Below are 24143 nucleotides of genomic sequence, written 5' to 3' on the forward strand. Positions count from 1 at the left end.
TGGCCATATGAAACTAAGGATCTTCACCGAGCCCCAGCAGGGGGCTTCTTACGAGGACCAGCTCCGGGTGGCGCAGGCCGCCGAGCGGCTGGGGTTCGACGCGTTCTTCCGCTCCGACCACTACCTGCACATGGGCGGGGTGGACCCGGAGCCGGGGCCGACCGACTCGTGGGTGACGCTCGGGGCGCTGGCCCGCGAGACGGAGACGATCCGCCTCGGCACGCTCGTCACGGCGGCGACGTTCCGTCTGCCGGGCCCGCTCGCCATCAGCGTCGCCCAGGTCGACCAGATGAGCCGTGGCCGAGTGGAGTTCGGTTTCGGCACGGGCTGGTTCGACGCCGAGCACAAGGCGTACGGCATCCCGTTCCCGCCGGTCGCCGAGCGCTTCGCCCGGTTCGAGGAGCAGCTGGAGATCATCACCGGCCTGTGGACCACCAAGCCGGGCGACACCTACTCCTTCGAGGGCGCCTACTACCGGGTGGCCGACTCGCCCGCGCTGCCCAAGCCCGCGCAGAGCCCGCGTCCGCCGGTGATCATCGGCGGCACCGGCGCCAAGCGCACGCCGCGGCTCGCGGCGAGGTTCGCCGACGAGTACAACGTGCCGTTCAATCGCCTGGACGACACCGCGGCCGCCTACGGGCGGGTCCGCCAGGCGTGCGAGGCCGCCGGCCGCGGGTCCATGGTCTACTCGGCCGCTCAGGTGGTCTGCGTCGGCGCGGACGAGGCCGAGATCGCCCGCCGCGCGGCGGCCATCGGCCGCGAGGTGACCGAGCTGCGCGGGAACGGCCTGGCCGGCACGCCGCAGGAGGTCATCGACAAGATCGGGAAGTTCGCGGAGATCGGCTGCGAGCGCGTCTACCTCCAGGTGCTCGACCTGTCCGACCTCGACCACCTGGAGCTCATCGCCTCCGAGATCCTGCCGAACGTCTGAGGCGGGGCGCGGGGAACGGGGCCCCGCGCCCGGGAGGTGACGGCGAGCCGAGGGCCCGGCCACACGCCTAATCCGGTGGCCGTGGTGATCCGGTTAGGGAAAAATCGGGCAACGTGCTCCTGACCATCTCGACGACCACGCGACCCGCCACCGATCTCGGCTTCCTGCTGCACAAGCATCCGGACCGGGTGCAGGAATTCGGCCAGTCCTTCGGCACGGCCAGGGTGCTCTACCCGGAGGCCTCCGAGGAACGCTGTACGGCGGCGCTCATGCTGGAGGTCGACCCGGTCCGGCTGGTCCGCTCGCGCGGCAGATCGTCCCCGGACTTCAGCCTGGGCCAGTACGTCAACGACCGCCCCTACGCGGCCTCCTCGATGCTGGCCGTGGCGCTCGCGGACGTCTTCAGGACCGCCCGGGCCGGCATCTGCAAGGCCAGGCCCGAGCTGGCGGCCGGGCCGGTCGAGCTGGAGATCACCGTGCCCGCCCTGCCGTGCCGGGGCGGTCCGGAGCTCGCCCACCAGCTGTTCGAGCCGCTCGGCTGGCAGGTGGAGGCGCGGGCCGTACCGCTGGACGAGGGGTTCCCCGAGTGGGGCGACTCGCGGTACGTACGGCTGGTGCTGCGCGGCGCGGTCCGGCTGGCCGACGCGCTCAACCACCTGTACGTCATGCTCCCGGTGCTGGACGACGCCAAGCACTACTGGATCGCCTCCGACGAGGTCGACAAGCTGGTCCGCGCGGGGGAGGGCTGGCTGGCGTCCCACCCGGAGCGCGGGCGGATCACGCGCCGCTACCTCGGCCGCCGCCGGAGCCTCACCCACGAGGCGTTCGCCCGGCTGGCCGAACTGGGCGACGACGTCGAGGAGGAGCTGGAACCTCCCATCGAGGAGGAACCGGGCGCCCAGGCCGAGCCGGAGGCCCAGGAGGCCGCGGCCGAGGCGGTCGTGCCGCCCGGGGGCGAGCCGCCCGCGCAGCAGGAGGGCGGGCCCGAACGGCGGCCGCTCAACCTGCTGCGCAGGGACGCCGTCGTCGCCGTGCTCGCCGAGCTGGGGGCGCGCAGCGTGATCGACCTCGGCTGCGGCTCCGGCGGGCTGGTCGGCGAGCTCCTGCGCGACCCCGCCTTCACCAAGGTCACCGGCGTCGACGTCTCGGCCCGCGCGCTCGCCCTGGCGGCCCGCCGCCTGAAGCTCGACCGCATGCCGGACGCCCGCCGGGAGCGCCTGGAGCTGTTCCAGGGCGCCCTGACCTACACCGACGAACGGTTCGCCGGGTACGACGCCGCCGTGCTGATGGAGGTGGTCGAGCACGTCGACCCGCCCCGGCTGCCCGCCCTCGAGCGGGTGGTCTTCGGCGACGCCAGGCCGGGCACGGTGATCGTCACGACGCCCAACAGCGAGTACAACGTGCGCTACGAGTTCCTGACCGGGATGCGGCACCCCGACCACCGCTTCGAATGGACCCGCGCGGAGTTCACCGCGTGGGCGGAGAGGGTCTGCCGCGAGTACGGCTACCGCGTGGCGTACCGGCCCGTCGGCGACGATGACCCCGAGGTGGGCCCGCCGACCCAGATGGGGGTGTTCAGTCGTGGCTGAGATCAGGGTTCCGGCGATGTCGCTGGTCGTGCTGGTGGGGGTGTCCGGCAGCGGCAAGTCGACCTTCGCCCGCAAGCACTTCCGGCCGACCCAGGTCGTCTCCTCCGACTTCTGCAGGGGGCTGGTCGCCGACGACGAGAACGACCAGGCGGCGACCCCGGACGCCTTCGACGTGCTGAACTACATCGTGGGCACGCGGCTGCGGCGCGGGCTGCTCACGGTCGTGGACGCCACCAACGTCCAGTGGGAGGCCCGCAAGAAGCTGGTCGAGCTGGCCAGGAGCCACGACGTGCTGGTGGACGCGATCGTCCTCGACGTGCCCGAGGAGGTCGCGGTCGCCCGCAACGCCCTGCGCCCCGACCGGGACTTCGGCTCCCACGTCATCACCCGGCAGCGCAAGGACCTGCGACGATCCCTGTCGAAGATCTCCAGGGACGGCTTCCGGCGCGTGCACGTGCTGCGCGGCGACGAGATCGACCAGGCCACGATCGTGTACGAGAAGGCCTGGACGGACCGCCGCGAGCTGACCGGGCCGTTCGACATCATCGGGGACGTCCACGGGTGCCTCGGCGAGCTCACCACCCTGCTCGGCGCGCTCGGCTGGGAGGTGCGCCGCGACGAGACCGGCAGGCCGGTCGGCGCCGCGCACCCCGAGGGCCGCACGGCCGTCTTCGTCGGCGACCTGGTCGACCGCGGGCCGGACTCGCCGGGCGTGCTGCGGCTGGTCATGGGCATGGTCGCGGCCGGCACGGCGCTGTGCGTGTCGGGCAACCACGAGCAGAAGCTCGTCCGCGCGCTCAACGGGCGCAAGGTCACGGTCGCGCACGGCCTCGAACGGTCCCTGGAGCAGCTCGCCCGCGAGCCCGAGGAGTTCCGCGAGGCGGCCAAGGCCTTCATGGACGGCCTGATCAGCCACTACCAGCTCGACGGCGGCGCCCTGGTCGTCGCGCACGCGGGCCTGAAGGAGGCCTACCACGGCCGCGCCTCAGGGCGGGTGCGCTCGTTCGCCCTCTACGGCGACACGACGGGCGAGACCGACGAGTACGGCCTGCCCGTCCGCTACCCGTGGGCCAAGGACTACCGCGGCCGGGCCATGGTCGTGTACGGCCACACGCCGGTCCCGGAGGCCGAATGGGTCAACAACACGATCTGCCTGGACACCGGCTGCGTGTTCGGCGGGAAGCTGACCGCGCTGCGCTACCCCGAGCGGGAGCTGGCCTCCGTCCCGGCCGAGCGGGTCTGGTACGAGCCGGCCCGCCCGCTGGCGGCGGCGCCCGTCGAGCGCGACCCCGGCGTGCTCGACATCGGGGACGTCCGGGGCACCCGGTACGTCGAGATCCGTGCCGGCGGCAGAGTGAAGATCCGCGAGGAGAACTCCGCCGCCGCGCTGGAGATCATGAGCCGGTTCGCCGTCGACCCGCGCTGGCTCGTCTACCTGCCGCCCACCATGGCACCGACGGAGACCTCCTCACGGGAGGGCTACCTGGAGCACCCCGACGAGGCCCTGGAGGAGTTCCACCGGGCGGGCGTCGGCGAGGTGGTGTGCGAGGAGAAGCACATGGGCTCGCGGGCGGTGGCCGTGCTGACCCGCACCCCGGAGGTCGCCGCGGCGCGGTTCGGCGTACGGGACGGCAGCTGCGGCACCGTGCACACGCGCACCGGGCGGCCGTTCTTCGACGACCCGGCGCTGACGGCGGAGCTGGTCGACCGGCTCAGGGCGGCCGTGTCGGAGGCGGGATTGTGGGACGAGCTCGGCACCGGCTGGCTGGTGCTCGACGGCGAGCTGCTGCCATGGTCGGCCAAGGCGGGCGGGCTGATCCGCGAGCAGTACGCGTCCGTGGGCGCGGCGGCCCGTGCCGCGCTCCCCGAGGCCCTCGCCGTACTCGAAGCGGCGGCCGGGCGCGGTCTGGGTGTGGAGGACCTGGTGGATCGCACCCGGCGCCGCGCCGGCAACGCTGCCCGATTCCGCGACGCTTACGCACGGTACTGCTGGCCGGTGTCCGGTCTGTCGGGGGTGCGGTTCGCGCCGTTCCAGATCCTCGCGGCGGAGGGACGGGCCACGGCGGGGGAGGAGCCGCACTCCTGGCACCTGTCGACGCTGGCGCGGCTGTCGTCCGACATCATCACCCCCACCCGGCACCTGTTCGTGTCCCTCGGCTCGCCGGAGTCGCGCGCGGCGGCCGTCGAGTGGTGGACCTCCCTGACCGAGGCCGGCGGCGAGGGCATGGTCGTCAAGCCCGCCGCCCCGGCGGCCGGGCGGGTGCAGCCGGGTGTCAAGGTGCGGGGGCGGGAGTACCTGCGCATCATCTACGGCCCCGACTACACCGAGAGTCTCGCCGACCTGCGGGGCCGCTTCCTGGGCAAGAAGAGATCGCTGGCCCTGCGCGAGCACGCGCTCGGCCTCGAATCGCTGGCGAGACTGGCCGCGGGCGAGCCCCTGTGGCGCGTCCACGAGCCCGTCTTCGCCGTCCTCGCGCTCGAGTCCGAACCCGTCGACCCTCGTCTCTAGGCCTGTTCTCCGTACGAGCCCGGATCTCCCTGGCGGCGCGCTACATGTGCTCCTGCGGGGATGAGGGCGATGTGCGGAGAACGGGGCTGAGGGCCGGCGGAGCCGGCAGCGGGACGACCTCGCGGCGGACGTAGCCGGGCAGGTCCTCGCCCTGCTCGTACAGCCGGGCCAGGGCGGCCAGGCACGACTCCACGGCGGCCGGGTCGGTGATGCGGCGCCCACCGAGGTGGGCGCCGCCGGCGTCGTACAGCACCTCGTACATCAGGCCCGACTCGAAGACCAGCAGCTCGGGCAGCGGGCGGCCCGGGCGCTCGTAGCGCCGGACGGCGGAGGCGGGCACGACGCGGGCCCGCTCCCCGGCATCGGCGCGGGCGGCGAGCACCAGCAGCTCCCACTGCATGTACGGGGTGAGCGGCGGCTCGACGACGCGGACCCTGCGGAACTCCGCGTAGCCCGCGTAGTCCCTGACCAGGGAGTCGCGCATCTCGTCGATCAGCCGCAGGGAACGTTCCCAGTCGCCCTCCGCCATCGCCACCCAGCTCGGCTCGTACGGCTCGTGGAAGTGCTGGGCCCGTTCGAGCTTCCACACCACCCCGTCGGCGCTCTCGTAGGCCTGGCGGAACTCCGGGCCGTACAGCTCCGGGGGGAGGACCGCCGCGTCCAGCCCGCGCACCCGCTCGAAAACATCGGGATCAAGCCGACTGTCCGTGGCCGGGACCATGGAAACTCCTCGTCTTCGGGGGCGGTGCCCACAGGGCTGGCGGCGCGAAGTACTCGCGGACAACGTGCGCCACCATGCCCGGACACGCGCGAGCCGAAACCCGGGAATGGCGACGGTCGGGACGACAGGCCGATCATGAAACGGCTGACTGGCACCGTCAAGGCCCAAATACCGCCCCTCCGCCCTTCCCGGCGGCCCCTTTCCCCCTCAGACGGCGAGATCAGTAGCGGCGTCCCAGGCGGGGACGGTGGTGATGGTGCCGGTGGTGGACCAGGCCCAGCACGGCGAACACCACCCACCCGAGGAACAGCAGCTTCAGCGCCCCGAACACCGGCATCAACGAGCCGGACACGAGCGACGCGATCGCGAGGACCGCCAGCACCAGGACGACCGGATGCGGCCTGCCGTGGTGCCCGCGCCGGCGCCGGTGACGCTCCCCGCGCGCGGCGGCCAGGTGGTGCCCCCAGGTGGCGAGGTCCGCCTGCGGCGGGGGCGCCCAGCCGCCCGGCGGGCGCCACGCGTGATCCACGGGACGTGCCTGCGGCCCGGGAAGGTCGGCCGTCACCCGGCCCAGATCGCCGGCCGTGCGGGCGGCGAGGACGGCGTCGAGCCGTTCGTCGAGTTCGTCATGGGTGAGACGGCCCTGCGCGAAGTGCTCGCGCAGGGCGTTCATCACCTCGTCGCGTTCCGCGTCACCGATCCGCAGATCGTCCCGCGAGGTCATCGACCGTCACTCCTCCGAGGTGTCGCCGTCGGCCAGGATCTGGTACAGCTTGCGGCGGGTCTCGGTCAGGATCTGCTTCGCCTGCCTGATCTGCCCGTCACTGCCAGTCTGCGCCACCTGGAAGAGCGCTGCGGCGGCCTGACGCGACAAATCGAACAATTCGTAGACGCTCTCGTCGACGTTCGGCGTCATCTCCTCCCACGGGGAGCCCACCTCGTCGGGGTGCTCGGTCACGTAGGCACGGCCGGCCTCGGTGAGGTCGAAGGTCTTGCGGCCGTCGGCCTCCTCCGAGCGCACCAGCCCCTCGTCGGTGAGCTGCTGCAGAGCCGGGTAGACCGCGCCCGGGCTCGGCTTCCAGCCCCCGTGGCTGCGCTCGGCGATCTCCTGGATGATCTGGTAGCCGTTGCGCGGCTCCTCGGCGAGCAGGGCGAGGATGGCGGCGCGGACGTCGCCTCGCTTGGCCTTGCGCCCGCCCCTGCCGAACGGCGGCCGCCCGCCTCCCCAGCCGAAGCCGGGACCGAACGGGCCTCGTCCGAAGTCCCAGGGGAAGGGGCCGGGGCCGCGCCTGCCGCGATACCGGCGCTCGCCGCGGGCCTCGTCGTCGTGCTCGCCGTGCGGGCCGCGGTGGTGCCCGTGCGGACCGTGGTGGCCCTGCCAGCCGGCGGCCATCGTCCCGAGTGCGGCCAGCGCCGCCCCCTTGAGCGCCCGCGGGTCGGGCCACGGCATCTCTCTCATGGTGTGTGCGTGTGACATCTCTGCCTCATCTCTTCTTTCCGAACGATCGTCCATCGACCGCTCTCGATGCCTCAAAGATATATCGATAGTGTTCCAAGAACAACCCACATGCCAAGAAGGCCGCCACTTCCGACGTGGCGGACGTGTGGCTCGTTCTTCGGCGCCGACGCGGTGAGACGTGGGGCGGGGGCGGCGCCGCTCGCGGCGGGAAACCGCGCGTGTCCGCGGGTCGCCACCTCTGGCCGCCGGACCGCCTCGCCGCTAGCATGTAACCGGCAAAAGCCTTTTGGTGGTTGGAGTGGGTGTGACGGAGACGATCGTCGCGATCGACGAGGGTGCGCTCGGGCGGCAGGCCGAGCGGGTGCGGCAAGGGCCTGAGACGGTCGCCGAAGCGGGCGGCGCTTCGAAGAGCCGGACGAGGCCTGCCAGGGCGGCCGAGGACGGTCGCGGGCGGCGGAACGAGGTCGTGCTGGTGGCCTTCACCGGCGTCACCAATCTCGCCGACGGGATCGCGAAGGTGGCGCTGCCGCTCCTCGCGGTACAGCTCACCGCGTCGCCCGGCCTGGTCGCCGGGGTCGCGCTCACCCTCACCCTGCCCTGGCTGCTGATCTCCCTGCCCGTCGGGGTCCTGGTCGACAGGAGGGACCGGCGCCGCCTGGTGGCCGGCGCGAACCTGGTGCGCCTCGCCATAATGGCGGCCGTCCTCGGCATGGGAACGGCCGGCGTCCTCGGCCTGCCCGCCCTCTACGCCGCCGGGCTCGGCATCGGCGCCGCCGAGGTGGTGGCCAACACGGCCGTCGGCGCGCTGGTTCCCGCAGCGATCCCCCGCAACCGGCTGGGCAGGGCCAACGCCTGGATCGCCGGAGTGGAGACGCTCGCGAACGAGTTCTGCGGGCCGGCGGTCGGCGGCCTGCTGGTCGGCGCCGGCGCGGCCGTCGCCCTGGGGTCGGCGGCGGCCGGGTTCGCCTTCGGCGGCGTGCTCCTCGCCCTGCTGGCCGGACGCTTCGTGGCCAGGGTCGACGCCGCCCCCGCCGCGGACGGCCCGGCCGCGGCGGAGGTCGCGTCCCCCTCTTCGGAGACGCGGGCGGGCGGTTCGTCCTCGGTCGTGGCGGAGATACGGGAAGGGCTGGCGTTCGTCTGGCGGCATCGGCTGCTTCGCACCATGTCCCTGACCATCGCGGCGCTCGCCGCCTGCTGGAGCGCCTGGCTGGCGCTGCTGCCGACGTACGCGGCGGACGTGCTGTCTCTCGATCCGGCCGGGTACGGCCTGCTGATCAGCTCCATCGGGGTCGGCGGGCTGGCCGGCGCCCTGGCCGTCACCGTCGTGAACCGGCTGCTCGGCGTGCGGTGGGCGCTGTTCACCGACCTGGTCGGGACGTTCGTCATGATGCTCGTCCCGGCGGTCCTTCCCGTGGCGTGGGCGGTGGGCGCGGCGGCGTTCGCGGGCGGCATGGGCGGCACGCTGTGGACGGTCAACTCCCGCACGATCGCCCAGACCGTCGTCCCCGGCCGCCTGCTCGGCCGGTACGGGGCGGCCTCCCGGCTCCTCGGCTGGGGCACCCTCCCCGTGGCCGCGGCCCTCGCCGGGGTGATCGCGGAAGTGGTGGGGACCCGCGCGTCGTTCGCGGCCTTCGCGGTCCTGGCGGCCGCCACGGTCGTGCCGTTCCTGCGGACCGTAACCGGCAAGGAGCTGACGGCGGCGGGCCACGGCACCGCCCCCCTCCCGGCCGCCGGCGACCGGTCCTAGTCCCGCGGAGCCCGCGCGGCCGGGAATCCAGTTGCCCCGGGGGCGCGACGGTCCGCATGATCAGGTATGACGGTGACACGGGAAGTCCTCGACTACTACGAGCGGGACGAGGAACACCGGCGGCTGCGCGAGGGACGCGACCGGCTGGAGTTCTGGCGGACGCAGGACGTGCTGCGGCGGGTGCTGCCACCGGCCCCGGCCCGGGTGCTGGACGTCGGCGGTGGCACGGGGGTGCACGCCGAATGGCTGGCCGCCGACGGCTACGAGGTGGAGCTCCTCGACCCCGTCCCCCTCCACGTCGAACGGGCGGGGCGGCTGCCCGGCGTGCGGGCGCGGCTCGGCGACGCGCGGGAACTGCCGGTGCCGGACGAGAGCGTGGACGCCGTGCTGCTCCTCGGCCCGCTCTACCACCTGCCCGACCGCGCCGACCGGCTGCGGGCCCTGGCCGAGGCCCGCCGGGTGGTACGGCCGGGCGGCCCCGTGGCGGCGGCCACGATCAATCGCCACGCCGCCGTGCACGACATGATCTACCAGCGCCTCTACCTCCAGGAGTCGTACCAGGAGGCGGCGCACGCCGCGGTGGCCGACGGCACCCTGCTCGGCCCGAACGGTTTCACCGCCTACCTGCACGATGCGGAGGAGGTTCCCGGTGAGTTCGCCGACGCCGGCCTTCCCGGCGCGGTGCGGTACGGCCTGGAAGGCGCCTTCTGGCTCTACGGCGACATCGAGGACTGGCTCGACGACCCCGGACGCCGTGACCTCATCCTCCAGGCGCAGCGCTCGATGGAGTCGGTCCCGAGCCTCATCGGGGTCAGCGGCCATGTGCTCACCGTGGCCCACCGGCCGGCGCCGGCCGCGTGAGCGTGGAGCGGGTGCCGCCGGAAGATCTACCCGCGAAGTGACGCAGATCACGCTGAGCGGGGAACAGAGGCCGAGACCCGAGCGTTATCCGCTGTGGAACGGGATCGTTCTGCTCTGAGAGGGCTGGGGGGTGCTCTTGGAGCGGAACGGTCCCGTCTTCCTTTTCCCCGCTTCTCCGCCCGCCGGGAGCGGCCCGTGTGCGGGGCCGCGGCGCTCCCATCGGCCGGAAGCCCGGACGGGAGGCGACACGCCGGACGGGTGACATAACTCTTCCGCCGCATTGGAGCGTTTTTGCCATAGGGTGCCCGAACGTGATCTACGCATGATGGGGCACACGCACGCGCTGAGCGGGGCGGCCGTCTGGCTGCTCGTCGCACCGGGGCTCGCCGCGCTTCCGGCCGCGGGGGGCCTGGCGGGTGACCTGGCGCCGATGGTGGCCAACATACTCACCCCGAGCGAGCTGATCGCCGGGGCCCTGGTGTGCGCGGGCGCCGCGATGCTCCCCGACCTCGACCACCCGAGCGCGACGATCGCCCAGACGTTCGGGCCGGCGACCTGGGTGCTGAGCAAGTTCTTCAACTGGGTGAGCGGCGGGCACCGTCACGCGACGCACTCCCTGCTCTTCGCGGCCGCCGCCGGGGTGGGCACCACGCTGCTGGCCGAGCACTACTCCATAGGCCGGGACATCGTGGTCATCCTGATGATCGGCCTGGCGCTGCGGGCGATCGGCATCGGCATCCCCGACAAGACGATCACCTCGGCGTTGATCAACATCGGCCTGACCGCCGCCGCCTTCATCATGTTCCGCTCCCGTGACGTGGAGTACCTCTGGCTGGGGCTCGCGATCGCGATCGGATGTCTCACCCATGTCGTCGGCGACTGCCTGACCGAGCGCGGCTGCCCCGTGCTGTGGCCGCTGAAGCACCGGTGGCTGCTGCCGTGGAAGATAGGCATCAAGACGGGAAGGGCGTTCGAGGTGAAGTTCCTCGGCCCGGCGCTGTCGGTGGTCGTGATCGGGTTGTTCGCGATCCGCCTGATGCCCGCGTCGCTCTGAGGGGCGCCACCTGAGCTACTGGCGAGTAACTTGATGTCGAGATACGTGGCCCGATATCTTGATATCGAGACATCCGCGGCAACCGGGCGTGGTAAGGGCAGCCTAACTGGCGACGGCACTCCACCGGTGCGGCAGGATCTATGGGCGAACCCGGCACAATGTGGCGGCCCATCATCAGTGGCGATGAGCGTGAAATGAGGGAGGCGAGTCTCCGTGTCCGCGAACAGCTTCGGCAGCCGTGACACACTCCGCGTCGGTGACGCGGCATACGAGATCTACCGGCTGGACGCCGTCGAGGGGTCGGCGCGCCTCCCGTACAGCTTGAAGATCCTCCTTGAGAACCTGCTGCGCACCGAGGACGGCGCGAACATCACCGCCGACCACATCCGCGCGCTCGGCGGGTGGGACCCGACGGCGGCGCCGAGCGTCGAGATCCAGTTCACCCCGGCCCGCGTGATCATGCAGGACTTCACCGGCGTGCCCTGCGTGGTCGACCTCGCCACCATGCGCGAGGCCGTACGCGACCTGGGCGGCGACCCGGCCAAGATCAACCCGCTGGCCCCGGCCGAGATGGTCATCGACCACTCGGTCATCGTCGACTTCTTCGGCGGCCCCGACTCCTTCCAGCGCAACGTCGAGCGCGAGTACGAGCGCAACCGCGAGCGCTACCAGTTCCTGCGCTGGGGCCAGACCGCGTTCGACGAGTTCAAGGTCGTCCCGCCGGGCACCGGCATCGTCCACCAGGTCAACATCGAGCACCTGGCCCGCGTCGTCATGATCCGCGACGGTAAGGCCTACCCCGACACCTGCGTCGGCACCGACTCCCACACCACCATGGAGAACGGCGTCGGCGTCCTCGGCTGGGGCGTCGGCGGCATCGAGGCCGAGGCGGCCATGCTCGGCCAGCCGATCTCGATGCTCATCCCGCGCGTGGTCGGCTTCAAGCTCACCGGGGAGCTCCCGGCCGGCGCCACCGCCACCGACCTGGTGCTGCGCATCACCGAGATGCTGCGGCAGCACGGCGTGGTCGGCAAGTTCGTCGAGTTCTACGGCGAGGGCGTCGCGGCCGTCCCGCTCGCCAACCGCGCCACGATCGGCAACATGAGCCCCGAGTTCGGCTCCACCTGCGCGATCTTCCCGATCGACGACGAGACCGTGAAGTACCTCAAGCTGACCGGCCGCAGCGAGGAGCAGGTCGCGCTGGTCGAGGCGTACGCCAAGGCCCAGGGCCTGTGGCACGACCCCTCCCACGAGCCGGTGTTCTCCGAGTACATCGAGCTCGACCTGTCCACGGTCGTCCCGTCCATCGCCGGCCCCAAGCGCCCGCAGGACCGCATCGCGCTGTCCTCGGCCAAGGAGACCTGGCGCCGCGACGTGCGCGTCTTCGTGCCCGATGACGGCGAGGTGGACGAGGCGATCAAGGAGTCCTTCCCCGCCTCCGACTCGCCGGCCTCCAACGCCCAGGCCGACGGGCACGACAACGCGAAGGACCATCCGCGCGCCGCGCCGGCCGAGCCGGCCCTCGGCCGCCCGCACGACCCGATCCCGGTCACGCTCGCCGACGGCACGTCGTTCGAGCTCGACCACGGCGCGGTGGTGATCGCCGCGATCACCTCCTGCACCAACACCTCCAACCCCTACGTCATGATCGGCGCCGCCCTGCTGGCCAGGAACGCCGTCGACAAGGGCCTGTCGCGCAAGCCGTGGGTGAAGACCTCCCTGGCCCCCGGCTCGCAGGTCGTCACCGGCTACTTCGAGCGGGCCGGCCTCACGCCCTACCTCGACAAGCTCGGGTTCAACCTCGTCGGCTACGGCTGCACCACCTGCATCGGCAACTCCGGCCCGCTGCCGGAGGAGATCTCCGCGGCGATCCAGGCCAACGACCTGGCCGTCACCGCCGTGCTGTCCGGCAACCGCAACTTCGAGGGCCGGATCAACCCCGACGTCAAGATGAACTACCTGGCCTCGCCGCCGCTGGTCGTCGCCTACGCCCTCGCCGGCACCATGGACCTCGACCTGAACACCGAGCCGCTCGGCGTCGGCGCCGACGGCGAGCCGGTGTTCCTCAAGGACATCTGGCCCTCCGGCGAGGAGATCGCCGAGGTCGTCAACTCCTCCATCGGCGAGGACATGTTCAAGCGTGACTACGCCGACGTGTTCAAGGGCGACGAGACCTGGCAGTCGCTGCCCATCCCGACCGGCGACACCTTCGAGTGGGACCCGGCCTCCACCTACGTCCGCAAGGCGCCGTACTTCGAGGGCATGCCCGAGAAGCCCGAGCCGGTCACCGACATCCACGGCGCCCGGGTGCTCGCGCTGCTCGGCGACTCGGTCACCACCGACCACATCTCCCCGGCCGGTTCGATCAAGGCCGACTCGCCCGCGGGCACCTACCTCAAGGAGCACGGCGTCGCGCTGAAGGACTTCAACTCCTACGGTTCCCGCCGGGGCAACCACGAGGTGATGATCCGCGGCACCTTCGCCAACATCCGCCTGCGCAACCAGATCGCGCCGGGCACCGAGGGCGGTTTCACCCGCGACTTCACCCAGGACGGCGGCCCGGTCTCGACGATCTACGACGCCTCGGTCAACTACCAGGCCGCCGGGACCCCGCTGGTCGTCCTGGCCGGCAAGGAGTACGGCTCGGGCTCCTCGCGCGACTGGGCGGCCAAGGGCACCGCGCTGCTCGGCGTCCGCGCGGTGATCGCCGAGTCGTACGAGCGCATCCACCGGTCCAACCTGATCGGCATGGGCGTGCTCCCGCTGCAGTACCCGGAGGGGGAGAGCGCCGCCTCGCTCGGCCTGACCGGCGAGGAGACCTTCGAGATCACCGGGGTCGAGGAGCTCAACTCCGGCAGCACCCCGGCGACCGTCACCGTCAAGGCGGGCGACAAGGAGTTCCAGGCCGTCGTGCGCATCGACACGCCCGGCGAGGCCGACTACTACCGCCACGGCGGCATCATGCAGTACGTCCTGCGCTCCCTGCTCGCCAAGAGCTGAGCGGGGCGGGGCGGAGCCTCCGGCTCCGCCCTTCGGGGGTCCACGACTCCTACAACAGAGCGGTCCGGCGGAACACCCACCCGCCGGGCCGTTCGGCGTTCCCGGGCCCTGTTCTCCGCACGAGCCCGAATCTGCCTGGTCAGCGCTGTTTGCGGTCCGCGTCAGTGACCGGCCCAGCTCGATGAGGGCGATGTGCGGAGAACAGGGGCCGGCTAGCCGGACATGCCCAGGGGGCCGTACTCGGCGTCCCCGGTCAACTGTCTTAGAAGGCCGCCGTAGAACCCCCACGCCTGTTCGGTGTCGGTCGTCCGCCCATGGGGTGCGCGGAACTGGCCGACGTAGACGCCGAGGTCCTCCAGGTCCCAGCGGAGGCGGTGGAGCGTCAGGGCCGACGGGTCCGGCGCCTGCCCGGTGGCGTCCGCGTAGCGCGCGAGGTCGCCGGCGTCCTCGGCGACCTGCCACAGATCGCGTTCGGGCTCGGCGACGCCCACGGTGTCCCAGTCGACCAGCAGGAGCCGCTCCCCGAGCCGCAGGAGGTTGCCGGGATGCGGCTCCCCGTGCGTCAGGACCGGCTCCCCGGCCTTCCCGTCGAGCTCGGCGACCCGCCGGTCGAACTCCTCCAGCCGCCGGCGCAGGCCCGGGGCGTGCTCCGCCAGCAGGGCCCTGGCCGGCCCGGCGTACGGCCCGCCCTCCCAGGGGCGGTCCAGCTCGCCGAGGCCCTGCTCCAGATGGGCGCGGGTGGAGAGCTCCGGCCGCAGGAGCGGGGCGTGGGACGGCGGCTTCGCCCGGTGCAGTTCGGCGAGCAGGTCGATGATCGGGGCCCGCTCCGCGGGGGTGAGCGCCCGGCCGAAGTCGCCGGCGACGCCGTCCACGAACGGGAAGACACTGACGGCGTACCGCTCCCCGAGGCGGCGCAGGGTCTCGCCGCCGGCGTCCGGCAGGGGCGCCACCACGAAGTCCAGCCCCGCCTCGTCGCGCAGCGCCGCGGCGGTGTCCATGGCGCGGCGCAGCCCGTCGAAGGCGGCCTCCGCGCCGACGCCGCAGTGCGTCTTGTGCGCCAGGTCGGCCACGGTGACGAACCACCGCCGGTCCCCGTCGCCGGCCGCCGTCCAGTGGTAGTCGCCGAAGCCGACCGGCGCGTACTCCAGCCGGGCGTCCGCCACGCCCCAGGCGGCCAGGCCGTCCCGCAGCTCGGATTCGCCGAGCCCTTCGGGTAAATCGTTCATGCCGGCCAAGGTATACGGCCGCGCCTTCGCCGGGCACGTGGTTATCTGTCGCGCTCCAGGTCGTAGGTGACGTCCGCGACCCGCACCGTCGCGACCCGGGGATCCTCGATGATCTTGCGGAGTTCCTCGACGGTTGCGACGGTGTCGACGTAGGCGTAGGTCTGCCCGCCGGCGGCGGATTCGCGCAGGCGCTTCAGGTTCACGCCGAGCCTTCTCAGGTTGGCGTCGTCGTACTCCCGCAGCGAAGCCACCCAGGCGCGAAAGTTCGCCAGCTCCTTCGGCACCAGATCGTGGCACGTGCCGCCGTCCATCCCTGAGGTGCTGGGGGACATGTCCCATCCCCAAGTGATCGGGGTGGCACGCGGGCGGTTCTCGTACACCACCAGATCAGGGCACGAGTCGTACTGTCTGCCGAAGGCGGCGAGCTGATCGGTGCCGAGCGGCGCGGCGAACTCCACGACCGCGAGCGCGTTCATGGTCCGGGGCAGCCGGGCCAGCACCTTGCGCATGCGGTCCTTGGGCTGGTTGCCGGTCCCGACGTTGTAGAGCGCGTAGGTCAGGGGGGTCTCGGTCGCGTACCCGAGCGGTGAGTGCAGCACGCGGCCGAAGAAGTCCTGGGTGATCTCGTCCTTGGTGTCCCCGAAGGCGGCCCCGGTGGAGAACGAGCCCTGCGCCCGCAGCGGGGTGATACCGACGTCGAGGGAGAGTGACAGCGGAGAGGCACTGATGCCGCCCAGCGTGATGCGGTAGCCCGGGTTGGCGATCTGCAGCGCTGTCCCCAGGACGTCCCGCATGCGCTTCTCCCGGTCGCCGCGCCGCTGGACCCATTCGGAGCCCGCGGTCGCGGCCACGAAGAGCAGCACCAGGGTGACGGCGGCCACGAGGCCGGTCCGCAGGACGCCCCTGCGCACGGCCCTGCGGGTCCTCCTGGGGTCGAACTCCGGGATCTCGAAGGCGTCCTCGCCGGGTCCGGCGGGGTCGTCCGGGGTGGTCGTTCCGGTCATCGGGAGGCTCCGTACATCTCGGCGAAGGCGGCGCGGGCCCGCCACACGGCGGTCTTGATGGAGGAGGTGGAGCGGCCGGTCATCGCGGCCACCTCCACCAGGGAGAACCCGTCGAAGTAGACGAGGGTGAGCAGGCGTCGCTGCGGGTCCGGCAGCCGTCCGAGCACGTCGCGCACCGCGACGGCGTCCGTGACGAGCTCGGGCACGCCGAGGGCCTCGGCGTCGGGAAGGGGCAGTTCGGCGTGTCCGCGACGGAAGTGGTCGGCCAGCACGTTGCGGGCGATGCTGAGCAGCCAGGCGACCGGCGACTCACCGCGCCAGCCCAGCAGCGCCCGCGTCGCCCTGACGAACGTCTCCTGGGCGAGGTCTTCGGCCAGGTGCGGGTCACGGGTCCGGCGGAGGAGGTAACCGCAGACCAGGGGCCAGTGCTCCCGGTAGAGGTCTTCGATGCGGGTGCCGATGGTCGCCTCCGCGTCCGTGGTGGAATCTTCACACCCTGGGAGACGGAGCTCCGGCCCCCTTGGTCACATCTCTCCTGCCGGGGAGGTTACGCCGCCGGGAGGAGAGCGGGCCCGGCGGGTGCGACCTCGGTAGCAGGGCGGGATCGGACGTGCGGGCGAGGCGGGCGGGCCGGTGCGGCCCGTAGCGTGATCCGCATGAGTTCGATCTTTGATGTCGCGTGAGGCGGCGGGGGACCGGTGAGGTGCCGGCGCGTCCGGGCCGGCGCCGTTGGAGGCGGGCGCTGGCGGGGGCGCTCGCCCTGGTCGCGGTCGTGAGCGTCTGCGGGTGGGCGTACGAGACCCTGGCCCGGCGCGGCGACCCCGCCCGCTATCCCGCGCCGGGACGGCTCGTCGACGTGGGCGGGCACCGGCTGCGCCTCGACTGCACCGGCCCACGGGGGAGCGGTCCGACCGTGGTGTTCGAGGCAGGGCTGGGGGAGTCCGGTCTGACCTGGGCGCGGGTGCAGCAGGAGGTCAGCGGGCCGTCGTCCGGCGGTGGCCTGCGGGCCTGTTCCTACGATCGGGCGGGGTACGCCTGGAGTGAGCCGGGCCCGGGGCCGCGGGACGCGGGGAGGCTGGCGGGGGAGTTGCACGCCCTGCTCGGCGCGTCCGGCGAGCGCGGGCCGTACGTGCTGGTGGCGCACTCCTACGGCGGGAACGTGACACGGGTGTTCGCCGACCGGTGGCCCGCCCTCACCGCCGGCCTGGTGCTGGTCGACGTGACCGACGAGCAGGGCGTCGGCGAGCTGCGGATGGCGGAACGGCTCCTCGGCGTGCAGACGGCGGTCTACGGGGTCGCGGCCCGGGTCGGCGTCGTACGGCTGTTCGGGAGCCGTCTGGTGCCCGGCGGCACGCCAGAGGTCGCGCGGCGGCAGGCCGCCGTCGTCTACGGCGCCGGCACGATCGCCACCTCGGGCGCGGAGGGGGCGACCTCGGTGGACAGCGCGCGCCAGGTCCAGGCCACCGTACGGCCCGGGGCGTGGGGGGCGCGGCCCGTGGTGGTGATCGCCTCCTCCGGCCAGCCGGAGGAGGCGTATGACCACTACGCCGCGCTCGCCCGGCTGAGCAGCAGGGGCCGGTTCGTCAGGGCCGCCACCGCCGACCACTACGTGCACTACGCCCAGCCGGACCTGGTCGCCGACGCGGTCCGGGACGTGGTGGCCGGGGCGTTCTCACCTCCACCGAGGTGACTCTACTTTGTAAAGGACGGCGGACCGGTTCCCGCGCTCAGGCCGAGGGCGCCAGGTCGCGGCGGCAGAAGGACGCCAGCCCCGCCGCGGCCAGGGCCCCGGCCGCGAGGGTCAGGCCGAGGAGCGGCACCGCCGGCGAGGAGGCCTCGCCCAGCAACGTCCCCGGCACGTGCACGAACGGCGACAGATCCTGCACGAACCCGCCCGCCAGCTTGAACTCCGCCAGCAGGTCCACCAGCAGGATGAGGCCGAACACGGTCCAGCTCACGGCCGCCGCCGGCCGGGGCAGCACGCCGAACAGCAGCGTCGCGAGCCCGACCACGGTCCACACCGCGGGCAGGTAGGCCAGCGTGGCGCCGGTGACGCGGACCACCTCGCCGTCGTAGGCGAGGCCCGCCGCCGCGCCCAGGGCGGTCAGCGACAGCGCGGGGCCCGCGACGGCGAACAGCAGGTGGCTCAGCGCCCAGCGCAGCCGGCCGACCGGGGTGGCCAGCAGTATCTCCGCCCGCCCCGCCGCCTCCTCGCCCCGGGCCCGCAGCGCCGACACCAGCGCCGCACCCGTGACGAGCTGGCTGAGGACGTAGATCATGAACGTGAAGAACACGTCCGAGATGCGGGCGCCGGAGCCGCCGATCGTGGTGGCGAACTCCCGGAACTGCGGCGTGTCCAGCTGGGCGTCCAGCCCGTGCGCCGCCGCGCCGAGCAGCGCGCCCAGCAGCCCGAACCCGATCGCGAAGCCCGCCAGCGTGCCGCGGTGCAGCCGCCCGGCCAGGCCGAACGGGCCCCGCAGGGTTCCGGCGGCGGGTCCGGGGCGGGCGGGCATCAGGGCGCCGGCCACGTCACGCCGGGCCGACAGCGCGAACGCGGCCGCGGCCAGGGCGGCGGCGAACGCCCCGAACAGCCCCAGCACCCACCACTGGTCGCCGGCGTAGGGCCTGGTCAGCCGGGCCCACCCGAACGGCGACAGCCACGCGAGCCAGGGGACGCCACCCGCGTCGCCCACCGAACGCAGTGCGAACAGCAGGCCGCCGGCGGCGATCGCGGTGCCGCGCGCCGTGCCGGACGAGGCGGAGAGCTGCGCGGTGACGGCGGCCACGGCCGCGAACGCCGAGCCGCCTCCGGCGGTGGAGAGCCCGAACAGCAGCGACGATCCCGCGGGCAGCCCGGCGGCGGCCAGGCCGGGAACCGACAGCAGGGCCGTCAGCAGGCCGGCGGCGACCACGACCGCGAGCGCGGCGGCCAGCGGGGCATGGCGGCCGACGACGCCCGACGCCAGCAGCTCGCGCCGGCCGGTCTCCTCCTCGGCCCGGGTGTGCCTGATCACCAGCAGGGCGCTGACCAGGCCCGCGATCAGCACACCGGACGAGCCGAGCGTCCAGGCGGTCAGGCCGCCGACGCTCGCGTCGTAGATGACGCCGCGGGTGGCGAGCTGGGCGGGGTTGTCCATGGAGGCCGCCGCGAACGCCTCGCGGGCCGCCTGGTCGCCGTACAGGCGGGTGGTGGCGGACGCGACGGCCGCCGGGAGCAGCGCGCTGATCGCGATCCACACCGGCAGCAGGACGCGGTCCCTGCGCAGGATGAGCCGGATCAGCGTCCAGGTGCCGCTCATCTCGCGGCTCCCTCGTAGTGGCGCAGGAACAGCTCCTCCAGCGTCGGCGGCTGCGTGGTCACCGCGCGCACGCCGGCCCTGGCCAGCTCGGCGAGCACCGGCGTGAGGGCGTCGGCGTCCACCTGGCAGTGCAGCCGGGCGCCGTCCACGGTGAGGTCGTGCACGCCGGGCAGCGCGGCCAGGCCGTGGGCCGGTCCGGCCAGCTCGGCCGTCACCGAGGTGCGGGTGAGGTGGCGCAGGTCGGCCAGGCTGCCGGACTCGACGGTACGGCCGGCGCGGATGATGCTCACGCGGTCGCACAGCGTCTCCACCTCCGAGAGGATGTGGCTGGACAGCAGGACGGTGCGGCCGCCGCGCTTCTCCCGCAGCACGCACTCGTTGAAGACCGCCTCCATGAGCGGGTCGAGGCCCGAGGTCGGTTCGTCCAGCACCAGCAGGTCCACGTCGGAGGCGAAGGCGGCCACCAGCGCCACCTTCTGCCGGTTGCCCTTGGAGTAGGTGCGGCATTTCTTGCGCGGGTCGAGTTCGAAGCGTTCGAGCAGTTCGGCGCGCCGCCGGGGGTCGAGGCCGCCGCGCACCCTGCCCAGCAGGTCGATGACCTCCCCGCCGGTCAGCGAGGGCCACAGGGTGACGTCGCCGGGCACGTAGGCGAGCCTGCGGTGCAGTTCGGCGGCGTCCCGCCAGGGGTCTCCGCCGAGCAGGTCGACCCGGCCGCCGTCGGCGCGCATCTGGCCCAGCAGGATGCGGATGGCGGTGGTCTTGCCCGCGCCGTTGGGGCCGAGGAAGCCGTGTACCTCGCCCGTCCTGACGACGAGGTCGAGCCCGTCGAGCGCCCTGGTGGGGCCGAAGGTCTTGACCAGGCCCTCCATGCGTACCGCCGCCTTCACTGCCGGCCCTCGAATCGTTCGAGGCCCGTCCGTGCCTGCTCGAACAGCTCGCGGCCCAGGAACTCCGGCCTGATCAGGTCGAGCTGGGCCCTGCCGGTGCGCAGCGCGCCCTGCGGGCTGTGGAGGTCGGTGCCGAGAGCGCGGGAGACGTGCTCGTGCAGCACGGTGATGCCCAGTTTCATCGCCGTCAGCACGGTCGCGCGGGCGCGGTGGTCGGCCTGCGGGTCGTCGTCGCGGGACAGATGCTTCTCCGTCACGCTCACGAGCTCGTCGAACATGGCGGCGGCCCCGGGGGAGCCGTCCACCAGTGCGCGGCCGAGGTACTTCATCAGCGGTGGCGCGGTGCGGTGGACGCTCTCGACGAACTCGGGCTTCTCCAGGTTGCGCCCGGTGATGCCCGTCTCGACCTGCTCGCGCACGTAGCTGAGGACGTATTCGTCGCAGGCGTGCCTCAGCTCCTCCTTGGAGCCGAAGTGGTGCTGCACCAGGCCGGGCGAGACGCCGGCCGCCTCGGCGATGCCCCGGATCGTGGTGGCCTTGACCCCCCGCTCGGCGAACAACGCCATCGCGACGTCGCGAATGCGGGCTCGCGCCGTGAGGTCCTCTTCAGATACTGGTCGCATGTCCAAGGATTTAAACACCTGTATGGGTGCCAATACAAGTGTTCAATGAGCTCATCGGTGCTACGCGCCGGGGACGACCTTCCTGACCTCGGTGTCGGCGGGGTCCAGTCGCCGGCCGTCGGCGGAGTGGACCTCCAGCGTGCGGAGAGGCCGGCCGTGCCGGCGGTCGACCATCTCGGAGTGCGGTTCGTCCGGGGCGAAGAAGTGGGCCTCACCCCACTGCCGCAACGCCACGATGACGTTGAAGAGATCTTCGCCTTTGGGGGTCAGGACGTACTCGTTGTAGGCGCTGCCGTCGGAGGCCGGGACGACCGCGAGGATGCCGCCGTCGACGAGCGTGCGCAGGCGCGCCGCGAGGATGTTCTTGGCCACGCCCAGGCTGCGCTGGAAATCGCCGAAACGGCGGCTGCCGTCGAAGGCGTCGCGCACGATCAGCAGGGACCACCAGTCGCCGATGGCGTCGACCGACCGGGCGACCGGGCAGTGATCCTCGTTGAGCCGCGTCCGCCTGACCATCGCGCATCTCCCTCACCATCGTGGTTGCAACATGCTACCAAATCCGGCTAGCGTCTGTCTGGTAGCAACTTGCAACTGATTTTCGGGAGGATCGATGGCCGTCCGGCCGAGGACGACGACCGCCGACCCTGCGGCGGAGGCGCCGGAGATGTCGCGCGGCACCACGCTGCTGTTCGCCGCCGCCTGCGGGACGGCGGTCTCCAACGTCTACTTCGCGCAACCTCTCCTGGCGACCCTGGGAAGGGACTTCGCGATAGGGGAGGGGGCCGTCGGCGCCGTCGTCACTCTTACGCAGGTCGGTTACGGGCTGGGGCTGTTCCTTCTCGTGCCGCTGGGCGACCTCCTCGACCGGCGCCGCCTCATCGTGACGCAACTGCTGCTGCTGGCCACGGCGCTGGTCGCGGTGGCCACCGCCGTCACCGCGCCGATCCTGCTGGCCGCCCTGGCCGCGGTGGGGCTCCTCGCGGTCGTCACCCAGGCACTGGTGGCCTTCGCCGCGTCCCTCGCCCGCCCCGAACGCCGAGGGCGCGTCGTGGGCCAGGTGACCAGCGGCGTGGTGGTCGGCATCCTGCTCGCTCGAACGGTGTCCGGAACGCTCGCCGACCTCGCCGGCTGGCGGTCGGTCTACCTCACCTCGGCCGTCCTGACCCTCGTCATCGCCCTGGCCCTCCTGCGCGCGCTGCCGCGGTACGACAGGCCCAGGGACACCATGAGCTACGCGCGGCTGTTGTCCTCGACCCTCGCCCTGTTCGCCCGGGAACGCCTGTTCCGCGTCCGTGCCCTGCTCGCCCTGCTGGTCTTCGCGGCGTTCAGCACCTTGTGGAGCTGTGTCGCGCTGCCCCTGAGCGCCCCTCCGCTGTCGCTCTCCGAGACCGCGATCGGGTCCTTCGGGCTCGTGGCCGCGGCCGGCGCCCTGGCCGCCGCCCCCGCCGGGCGCCTGCACGACCGCGGCCGCGCCCAGTGGACCACGGGCGTGGCGCTGGCCCTGCTGGTCGTCTCGTGGCTCCCCTTGGCCTTCACCCGGGAGTCGCTGTGGGCCCTGGTCGCCGGGGCGGTCGTTCTGGACCTCGCCGTGCAGGCCGTCCACGTCACCAGCCAGAGCATGATCTACACCCTGCGCCCGGAGGCGGGCAGCCGGCTGATCGGGGGGTACATGATCTTCTACTCCGCCGGCAGCGCGATCGGGGCCCTCGCCTCGACCTCCGTCTACGCGATCGCCGGATGGACGGCCGTGTGCGTCCTGGGGGCGGCGATCAGCCTGTCCGCGGTCGTCCTGTGGGCCTGCACCGCCCGCGACAGGAAGGGCGGGACGAGAATCTCGAATTGATCGGGGTTACCGTGACCGCGTTTCACGGAGTTCGCGGGGAGGACGGCGCCGATAAGCGGCGGCGGCCCGGGACGCCGGGGGTATGCGGGAAATTTACTGCACCCGATAACTCCCTTAATTCACTGAAATTTCAGGGCTTGTAAGGTCTGGTGGAAAAGGGAGGAGCGCATCATGACGCATGCCATGTCGAGCCCCGTGGCCCTTCCCCTCGAACGCCGGAACCCCTTCGACCCGCCCCCGGATCTGCGCGCCTGGCGCGAGGAGGGCCCGATCAGGCCGCTGCTCTACGCCGACGGGCACGTGGGCTGGCTGGTGACCGCCTACTCCACCGCCCGCGCCGTGCTCGCCGACCCCCGTTTCAGCAGCGACCCCGACCTGCTGCACCCTCCGGTGGGGCAGCGGATCACCCAGCAGCTGCTCGCCGAGGTGCCGGGATTCTTCCTGCGTGAGGACCCGCCCGAGCACACCCGCTTCCGCCGCCGGCTGACCGGTCACTTCACCGTCCGCCACATGCAGCGGCTCGCGCCGAGGATCGCGGAGATCACCGCGGCCCGGCTCGACGCCATGGAGGAGACCGGCGCCCCCTGCGACCTGGTGCAGGAGTTCGCGCTGCCGGTCCCGTCGCTGGTGATCTGCGAGCTGCTCGGCGTGCCGTACGCCGGGCACGAGCGGTTCCAGCGGCGGTCGGCGGTGATGCTGAACCTCGACTCGACGCCCGACCAGGTGCGGGAGGCGATGTACGACCTGCTGGACTTCATGCGTGAGCTCGTGGACCACAAGCGCGCCGAGCCGGGCGACGACCTGGTCAGCCAGCTCGTGGCGGGACGGCAGCTGACCAAGGACGAGATAACGGGTGTGTCGATGCTCCTGCTCGTCGCGGGCCACGAGACGACGGCCAACATGCTGGCCCTCGGCACCTTCACACTGCTGCGGAACCCGGCGCAGCTCGCCGCGCTGCGCGAGGATCCTCTCCTGGTGGGAGCCGCGGTGGAGGAACTGCTGCGTTACCTGACCATCGTCCACCTCGGCCCGGTGCGCGCCGCCCGGGAGGACGTCGAGATCGAGGGGCACATGGTCAGGGCGGGAGAGTCGGTGACGCTGTCCCTGGCCGCCGCCAACCGCGATCCGGCCCAGTTCGAGGATCCCGACACCCTCGACATCACGCGGCGGCCGGTCAACCATCTCGCCTTCGGCCACGGCATCCACCAGTGCCTCGGGCAGCAGCTGGCGCGCATGGAGATGTGCGTCGCCTATCCCGCGCTGCTGCGGCGCTTCCCGGACCTGCGCCTGGCGATCCCGGCCGAGGACGTCGCCACCCGGACGCACATGGCGATCTACGGGGTGCACCGTCTCCCGGTCGCCTGGTAGCCCACGGAGGCGGGCTCGGGGC

The 24143-nt window shown here is 72.5% G+C and carries 20 protein-coding genes; 10 read left to right on the forward strand and 10 right to left on the reverse strand.

What is annotated here, in order from left to right:
- The first annotated feature begins 7 nt into the window (after positions 1 to 7).
- The 3 genes from KIK05_RS36440 to KIK05_RS36450 all read left to right on the forward strand — a co-directional run bounded on the left by KIK05_RS36440 (position 8) and on the right by KIK05_RS36450 (position 5029).
- Positions 8 to 931 (forward strand): LLM class F420-dependent oxidoreductase, encoded by a 924-nt coding sequence (locus tag KIK05_RS36440; RefSeq protein WP_214415406.1) that lies wholly within the window; start codon positions 8 to 10, stop codon positions 929 to 931.
- Between the two features lie 113 nt (positions 932 to 1044).
- Complete coding sequence (locus KIK05_RS36445) at positions 1045 to 2520, forward strand: 3' terminal RNA ribose 2'-O-methyltransferase Hen1 (protein WP_214415407.1); 1476 nt, start codon at positions 1045 to 1047, stop codon at positions 2518 to 2520.
- Positions 2468 to 5029, forward strand: a complete 2562-nt coding sequence (locus tag KIK05_RS36450) for a polynucleotide kinase-phosphatase (RefSeq protein ID WP_214415408.1) — start codon at positions 2468 to 2470, stop codon at positions 5027 to 5029. Before KIK05_RS36445 ends, KIK05_RS36450 begins: the two co-directional genes overlap by 53 nt.
- A 40-nt stretch (positions 5030 to 5069) precedes the next feature.
- Here KIK05_RS36450 and KIK05_RS36455 read toward each other — a convergent pair whose 3' ends face one another.
- From KIK05_RS36455 to KIK05_RS36465, 3 genes are all read right to left on the reverse strand, one after another.
- Entirely contained in the window at positions 5070 to 5750 is a 681-nt protein-coding gene (locus KIK05_RS36455; protein ID WP_214415409.1) for a DUF6879 family protein, read from the reverse strand.
- 220 nt (positions 5751 to 5970) lie between these two features.
- Positions 5971 to 6474 (reverse strand): DUF1707 SHOCT-like domain-containing protein, encoded by a 504-nt coding sequence (locus KIK05_RS36460; RefSeq protein WP_214415410.1) that lies wholly within the window; start codon positions 6472 to 6474, stop codon positions 5971 to 5973.
- A 6-nt stretch (positions 6475 to 6480) separates the two neighbouring features.
- The gene (locus KIK05_RS36465) at positions 6481 to 7227 is read right to left on the reverse strand and encodes a PadR family transcriptional regulator (RefSeq protein ID WP_250564036.1); all 747 of its coding nucleotides are present in this window, start codon (positions 7225 to 7227) and stop codon (positions 6481 to 6483) included.
- 286 nt (positions 7228 to 7513) lie between these two features.
- Here KIK05_RS36465 and KIK05_RS36470 point away from each other — a divergent pair, with 286 nt between their 5' ends.
- The 4 genes from KIK05_RS36470 (at position 7514) to KIK05_RS36485 (ending at position 13871) form a co-directional block, all read left to right on the forward strand.
- Complete coding sequence (locus KIK05_RS36470) at positions 7514 to 8956, forward strand: MFS transporter (RefSeq protein ID WP_308250259.1); 1443 nt, start codon at positions 7514 to 7516, stop codon at positions 8954 to 8956.
- 66 nt (positions 8957 to 9022) lie between these two features.
- On the forward strand, positions 9023 to 9817 hold the full coding sequence (locus KIK05_RS36475; RefSeq protein ID WP_214415411.1) for a class I SAM-dependent methyltransferase: 795 nt from the start codon (positions 9023 to 9025) through the stop codon (positions 9815 to 9817).
- A gap of 322 nt (positions 9818 to 10139) precedes the next feature.
- Entirely contained in the window at positions 10140 to 10871 is a 732-nt protein-coding gene (locus tag KIK05_RS36480) for a metal-dependent hydrolase (protein ID WP_214415412.1), read from the forward strand.
- 213 nt (positions 10872 to 11084) lie between these two features.
- The gene (locus KIK05_RS36485; protein WP_214415413.1) at positions 11085 to 13871 is read left to right on the forward strand and encodes an aconitate hydratase; all 2787 of its coding nucleotides are present in this window, start codon (positions 11085 to 11087) and stop codon (positions 13869 to 13871) included.
- A 212-nt stretch (positions 13872 to 14083) separates the two neighbouring features.
- Here KIK05_RS36485 and KIK05_RS36490 read toward each other — a convergent pair whose 3' ends face one another.
- The 3 genes from KIK05_RS36490 to KIK05_RS36500 are packed head-to-tail and all read right to left on the reverse strand — an operon-like array spanning position 14084 to position 16562.
- Positions 14084 to 15097: a phosphotransferase gene (locus KIK05_RS36490; RefSeq protein ID WP_214415414.1), complete on the reverse strand. Its 1014-nt coding sequence runs from the start codon at positions 15095 to 15097 to the stop codon at positions 14084 to 14086.
- A gap of 41 nt (positions 15098 to 15138) precedes the next feature.
- Positions 15139 to 16101, reverse strand: a complete 963-nt coding sequence (locus tag KIK05_RS36495) for a hypothetical protein (RefSeq protein ID WP_214415415.1) — start codon at positions 16099 to 16101, stop codon at positions 15139 to 15141.
- Positions 16098 to 16562: an RNA polymerase sigma factor gene (locus KIK05_RS36500; protein WP_214415471.1), complete on the reverse strand. Its 465-nt coding sequence runs from the start codon at positions 16560 to 16562 to the stop codon at positions 16098 to 16100. Before KIK05_RS36500 ends, KIK05_RS36495 begins: the two co-directional genes overlap by 4 nt.
- 242 nt (positions 16563 to 16804) lie before the next feature.
- On the opposite strand from KIK05_RS36500, the gene KIK05_RS36505 reads away from it, so the two are divergent.
- Positions 16805 to 17791: an alpha/beta fold hydrolase gene (locus KIK05_RS36505; RefSeq protein ID WP_214415416.1), complete on the forward strand. Its 987-nt coding sequence runs from the start codon at positions 16805 to 16807 to the stop codon at positions 17789 to 17791.
- A gap of 37 nt (positions 17792 to 17828) precedes the next feature.
- Here the strand turns inward: KIK05_RS36505 and KIK05_RS36510 are convergent, their stop codons facing one another.
- From KIK05_RS36510 to KIK05_RS36525, 4 genes are read right to left on the reverse strand one after another with little or no spacing between them, the layout of a single operon-like run.
- Positions 17829 to 19400 (reverse strand): ABC transporter permease, encoded by a 1572-nt coding sequence (locus KIK05_RS36510; protein WP_214415417.1) that lies wholly within the window; start codon positions 19398 to 19400, stop codon positions 17829 to 17831.
- Positions 19397 to 20269: an ABC transporter ATP-binding protein gene (locus tag KIK05_RS36515; protein ID WP_214415472.1), complete on the reverse strand. Its 873-nt coding sequence runs from the start codon at positions 20267 to 20269 to the stop codon at positions 19397 to 19399. The genes KIK05_RS36510 and KIK05_RS36515 overlap by 4 nt, the downstream gene beginning before the upstream one ends.
- A gap of 14 nt (positions 20270 to 20283) precedes the next feature.
- Complete coding sequence (locus tag KIK05_RS36520; protein ID WP_214415418.1) at positions 20284 to 20910, reverse strand: TetR/AcrR family transcriptional regulator; 627 nt, start codon at positions 20908 to 20910, stop codon at positions 20284 to 20286.
- Positions 20911 to 20970: 60 nt separating this feature from the next.
- A complete protein-coding gene (locus KIK05_RS36525) occupies positions 20971 to 21426 on the reverse strand; it encodes a winged helix-turn-helix transcriptional regulator (RefSeq protein ID WP_214415419.1) in 456 nt (151 codons plus the stop codon).
- A gap of 94 nt (positions 21427 to 21520) precedes the next feature.
- On the opposite strand from KIK05_RS36525, the gene KIK05_RS36530 reads away from it, so the two are divergent.
- Both KIK05_RS36530 and KIK05_RS36535 read left to right on the forward strand, forming a co-directional pair.
- Positions 21521 to 22753: an MFS transporter gene (locus tag KIK05_RS36530; protein ID WP_250564037.1), complete on the forward strand. Its 1233-nt coding sequence runs from the start codon at positions 21521 to 21523 to the stop codon at positions 22751 to 22753.
- Between the two features lie 171 nt (positions 22754 to 22924).
- Positions 22925 to 24121: a cytochrome P450 gene (locus KIK05_RS36535; RefSeq protein ID WP_214415420.1), complete on the forward strand. Its 1197-nt coding sequence runs from the start codon at positions 22925 to 22927 to the stop codon at positions 24119 to 24121.
- Positions 24122 to 24143: the final 22 nt, after the last annotated feature.

This window comes from Sphaerisporangium fuscum (assembly GCF_018531465.1).
Lineage (GTDB): Bacteria > Actinomycetota > Actinomycetes > Streptosporangiales > Streptosporangiaceae > Sphaerisporangium > Sphaerisporangium fuscum.